Source organism: Candidatus Jordarchaeum sp. (assembly GCF_052745115.1).
Map to the genome: position 1 here is coordinate 1 of NZ_JBRAKS010000286.1, position 5,116 is coordinate 5,116.

A 5,116-nucleotide genomic window follows, 5' to 3' on the forward strand; every position below is an offset into this window, starting at 1 on the left:
TTATTCTTTTCGAACTATCCCAACAACCCACATACTTAAGGCGCCTTCTCATTTTTTTTCACCACAAACTTTAAATATTTAGTTTAATTTATTTTATTGGTAAATTTAGGTTTACCTAAATTTTTTTACAAGACATAAAGATGATCCAATTGGCAAAACCAACTAAGAGCGAAGAAGAATATCTAGAAAGAATATACCGGTTCGAAGAGTCCGGCCACAAAATGGTCAAAACCACCGATTTAGCCAAAGACTTGGGACTTTCACCAGCCTCAGTAACTGAAATGATATCAGGGCCCCTTAGTAAGAAAGGGCTAGTTAAATACAAACCTTATAAAGGGGTAACCCTCACGGGAAAGGGTAAAAAAATAGCGGTTTCTGCGATGCGAAAACACCGTTTAGCTGAGAAATTATTGGTGGACATGGTAGGGGTTAACTGGGATGATTCGCATGATGAGGCCTGTAAGCTTGAGCACGCATTGTCCGAGGATGTCTTAGAAAAATTAGAAAATGTACTTGGGAAACCGGATAGTTGTCCCCATGGAAATATCATACCTGACTCTGAGGGGAATATTGCACCGGATGATACGCATCCGTTAACAGATTATGAGCCGGTTACTGAGGTTGAGGTTGCCCGAATTTCACACGAGCAAACCGAACTTTTACGTCAACTTTGTTCTTTAGGAATTTTCCCGGGTGTAAAGCTTAAAATCATCCAAAAATCTCCGCTTGGAGGTCCCATGCTAGTGGATCTTGGAAAGTGCCAGATAGCGGTTGGAAAGGATATAGCAAAACTGATTCGAGTTAAACCAGCTTAAAAATATAAAGGGGTTAACTTATGCCGCGATTCAAGAGAGGCTGGAGACGAGGTAGATCTAGATTTATGCGTGGGCCTTTTGATCGTTTTTTAGCTACTAAAGAGGAGGAGGAAGGAAAGGAACGGATTATTAAGATCTATCTTGCGGGTAATCCTAATGTGGGAAAATCGGTTATTTTCAATAAACTTACCGGAATAAATGTTATTGTTTCAAATTATCCTGGAACTACGGTAGAGATTATGGAGGGCACGATGCGGATTGATGGTCAAAAAATTCTTTTTAAAGATCTTCCAGGGACCTATTCTCTTGGTGCAGGGTCCAAAGATCAGGAGGTTGCCGTCAGAACCATACTTGAGGAGAAGCCGGACGTCATAATAAATGTGGTTAATGCCTTTAATCTTGAGCGTAACTTGAATCTCACTCTGCAGTTATTAGAACTTAATGTTCCAGTGGTTATTGCTCTAAATCAAGTTGACTTCGCGGCGAAAAGAGGCATCTCCGTAAACGCAGAAGAGCTTGAGAATATATTAGGTGTTCCTGTGGTTCCCACTGTTGCCATACACGGTAAAAATATTAGGAGGCTTTTGGAAACCGCTCTTCTTGAAGCCACGATTGAGCACAAGAAAGAGCATATGTATCATCACCATGGGCTTCATCACATACACGAACATCTACATGATAAACACCATTTACACGAGGAGGGAAGCCCACTCAAAATAGGGTCCGATTTTTTGATACAGGAAGGGAGAGAGTCAATTGAAAATTCTAGGAACTTTTTTGGGTTTTTTCCTAGAAGACATAGAAGAATGAAGGAAGAGATTGCAAAAATTGAAGAGGAAAGAAAAAAGAAAATTGAAGAGGAATTAGAAGAGAAAAAGGAGGAATTTTTGAGAGGGAGAAGGCGGTTTGAAGAGGGAAAATTGAGATGGTTAGAACCTCATAGACATAGATTTAGTGATATTGGTTATAGTCCGGATATTGAAAGAATGGTTAGACGGGTAGAGAATAGAATTCGAAGAGAGGTTCCTACTGAAGAGTTAGCTTCTGCCCGGGTGATTGCCAAATGGATGCTGGAAGGGGATATGAGGGCGGCGGAGCTGGCTACTAAAGAAATGATTAGTCCTTCTGTTATAGGATTTGTTTCAAAATTACGGAATGAGATAGAGTGGAGGTATGGTGAGCGACCAGAAACGCGTATTTCAAAAGAAAGATATGCTCTAGCAGGGGAAATCGCGGGTAAAGTAATTACTGAAGTACCTGCCAAGCCTTCTTTTAGAGAAAGACTTGACGGCATAACTTTATCCTACTCTACGGGAATACCATTCCTACTCTTAGTAGTTGTAGGCATATTTGCTTTATTGTTTTTTGGTGGCGGTTTCTTAGAGGAGGTTATTACCACTTTTTTTGAGGATGGGGTTATACCGTTTGTGGAAGGCTTACTCGGATACACTTCTTTTGATTTGTATACAGAGTTTCTTTTAGCCTATATTAGCCCCCAATATACTCTTTGGGTTGAATTCTTACTACCTCAAATTTATCCCTATCCATTTATAATTAAAAACTTGGTTATTGATGGAGTCGTAGTGGGGGTTGAGGCGGTTTTTGCCATAGCGTTTCCTTATATTTTGACGTTTTACATAGTTTTGGCACTGCTTGAGGACACCGGTTACTTGACCAGAATAGCTTTCCTGCTTGACAACATTATGCACAAGTTTGGATTGCACGGAAAATCGGTGATACCACTTTTAGCTTCTCTGGGTTGCAATGTTCCAGCTTTGATGGGTACCCGTATATTGGAGAGTAGAAAACAGCGTTTGATTGCCGCTTTTCTAATAGTTTTAATCCCCTGTTCGGCGAGAACTTCAGTCATACTGGGTTCAGTTGCTTACTACGTCGGAATCCAGTATGCTCTAACAGTGTATTCCATTATTATGGGAGTGATTGTGGTTAGTGGTTTACTATTGGCAAAGATTATACCCGGTACTTCCCCAGGGTTGGTTATGGAAATGCCTCCTTACCAGCTGCCTTCCTTTAGTGCGGTGCTTAAAAAAACTTGGATTCGGCTTAAAGAGTTTGTATATCTGGCTTTGCCTTTGATAATCGTGGGAAGCCTTGTGCTGGGAGTGTTAGCCTATTTGGGAGCTCTGGACGCTATTATTCAGCCTATGGAGCCTTTTATGGCTAACTGGCTGGGATTGCCCTCTATAACCAGTATTACTCTGATTTATGGTTTGCTGCGTAAAGAGATGACCATTCAGACTCTGCTCGTAATCTCACAATTAAAACTGGGAATAACCAACCTCGGTCTCCTGTTAACTCCTGTACAAATGATAGTATACGCGGTGGTGGTTGCACTTTATTTTCCGTGTCTGGCGGCTTTCGCAGTTTTGGCCAAAGAAATGGGGCTCCGATACGCCATTATCGTTTCGCTGGTTACTATTTCTTTAGCTCTATTTCTGGGCGGAGTAATTTGGCATATCTACCTTTTCCTTACCCCCGGGATACCGTTCGATCAGATTTGGTTGTATCTTATTAATTTCTACTCTCTTACGGGTGCAGGCTAAGAAACTTCACTTTTCGCTTATCTCTTTTTGCATCTTTTTTTCTCTTTTTTCACTACGTACTCTAGACAGTAGAATTATTCCGGTAATTATTATGGCTAGTCCCGCCAATTGGTAAACGGAAATTGTTTCCCCCAGAAATATCCAGGCTAGAATCACTGAGAAGACCGGGTAGGGGGCAATGATTCCCGTGGCTTTGGATAGATTTATTCTTTTTATTGCCTCATACCATACAATCATTGAACCTATGTATACCACAATTCCTTGGAATAGAAATAGTAGCATTATTCCGGGATCGGTTAGGAATTGGTATTCGCCGAAACCGGGTATTAGTGAAAGTATGAGGAGTAGTATTCCGCCGTAAAGAACTCTGCCTGTAGCAACAACGTATGTACTGGTTTTTTCAAATGTTTTACGGGCTAACACGTGGCCTATCTGCCAGGCGAATGGGGTGAGTAGTATGAGAATGTCTCCCATGTTTATGGATAAGACGCCGTTGTATACGACTATTATGGTTCCGCTGAGGATTAGTAGGGTTAGTGCTATCTGTTTTTTTCTTATCAATTCGCCTAAAAGGAAAAAACTCAGAACAATGGAGTATATTGGCTCAGTTTGCAACAGAATGGAAGCATTTATTCCACTAGTCATGGTTGAACCAATGAAGAATAGAATTGAGGATAGAAAGGTTCCGAAAAATCCTATCAGAAATAGATTCTTCAAGAGCTCTTTTGTAAACAATTGTTTTAACTCTTTTCTGAATTTTAAGATAATTAGCATAAATCCGGCTCCGAGAAGTGCACTTATGGCTGCGAAAAAGATTGGATTTATGAAACCCACACCGTACTTGGTGATTACCGGAAATAAGCCGGCTAAAAGGATTTCAAGTAGACATAAAATAAATCCTTTCTGCTCGGTATCAATTGCCCACACTAAATTCACCGGATAAAAATTAAATATTTGTGAAAAAGTAGTTCTTTTTATTAAATCTTTTCTAATAAGACTAACTACCTTTGAATTATCTAGTTTTATCTTTCAAGGAGTTTGGGAGAGATTTTACTATTTTGTTTGCTCTTGTTTCTTTTTGGATTATTTTCTTTGCTCTGCTCTCGCTGCGTATTTTGGTTAATAGCAACATTCCGACAAGGATTATTGCCAGCCCAGCAATCTGGTATATTGAAACAGTTTCTCCGAGCAGTGTCCAGGCTAAGATCACTGAGAAAATGGGATAGGGGGCTATAATGGCTGTGGCTTTAGACAGATTTATCCGTGCTATGGCTTCATACCACACCAGAGCTGAACCCGCAAAAGCTATGAGTCCTTGTAAAACAAGTATAAGCACTATTCCCGGATCGACCAAGAACCCGTATTCACTAAATCCGGGGACCAGAGTCAGGATGAAAAGTAATAATCCACCATACAGAATTCGGCCTGTAGTAACGACATAGGTGCTAGCTTTTTCCAATATTTTTCTTCCAAGCACATGAGCTATTTGCCAGAATAGGGGAGTTAGTAGCACCAGTATATCTCCAATGTTTAAAGAAAGTACGCCGTTGTATAGAACGATTATTGTTCCGCAGAGAATGAGTAAGGTTACCGCAATCTGTTTTTTCCTAATTAACTCTCTCAAAAGAAAGTAACATAAAACTATAGAGTAAACGGGTTCCGATTGAAGCAGAATGGAAGAGTTTATTCCACTAGTCATAGTGGAACCAAAGAAGAACAAAATTGAAGTACAGAATG

4 protein-coding genes are annotated in these 5,116 nt (G+C 40.2%); 2 read left to right on the forward strand and 2 right to left on the reverse strand.

Going from position 1 to position 5,116, the window contains the following annotated elements; genetic code table 11:
• Window positions 1-149 precede the first annotated feature (149 nt).
• Window positions 150-815 (forward strand): metal-dependent transcriptional regulator, encoded by a 666-nt coding sequence (locus tag ACUVXA_RS16110; RefSeq protein WP_445872306.1) that lies wholly within the window; start codon window positions 150-152, stop codon window positions 813-815.
• 20 nt (window positions 816-835) lie between these two features.
• Window positions 836-3,379 (forward strand): ferrous iron transporter B, encoded by a 2,544-nt coding sequence (feoB, locus tag ACUVXA_RS16115; RefSeq protein ID WP_445872307.1) that lies wholly within the window; start codon window positions 836-838, stop codon window positions 3,377-3,379.
• A 6-nt stretch (window positions 3,380-3,385) separates the two neighbouring features.
• Here feoB and ACUVXA_RS16120 read toward each other — a convergent pair whose 3' ends face one another.
• Together ACUVXA_RS16120 and ACUVXA_RS16125 are read right to left on the reverse strand one after the other, a co-directional pair.
• On the reverse strand, window positions 3,386-4,306 hold the full coding sequence (locus ACUVXA_RS16120; protein ID WP_445872308.1) for a DMT family transporter: 921 nt from the start codon (window positions 4,304-4,306) through the stop codon (window positions 3,386-3,388).
• 85 nt (window positions 4,307-4,391) lie between these two features.
• Window positions 4,392-5,116 (reverse strand): DMT family transporter (locus ACUVXA_RS16125; protein ID WP_445872309.1); only part of this gene is annotated, 725 nt, incomplete at its 5' end.

Excerpts from the sequence above, each read along its gene's own strand:
- feoB (WP_445872307.1), top strand. The coding sequence starts at position 836 with ATGCCGCGATTCAAGAGAGGCTGGAGACGAGGTAGATCTAGATTTATG.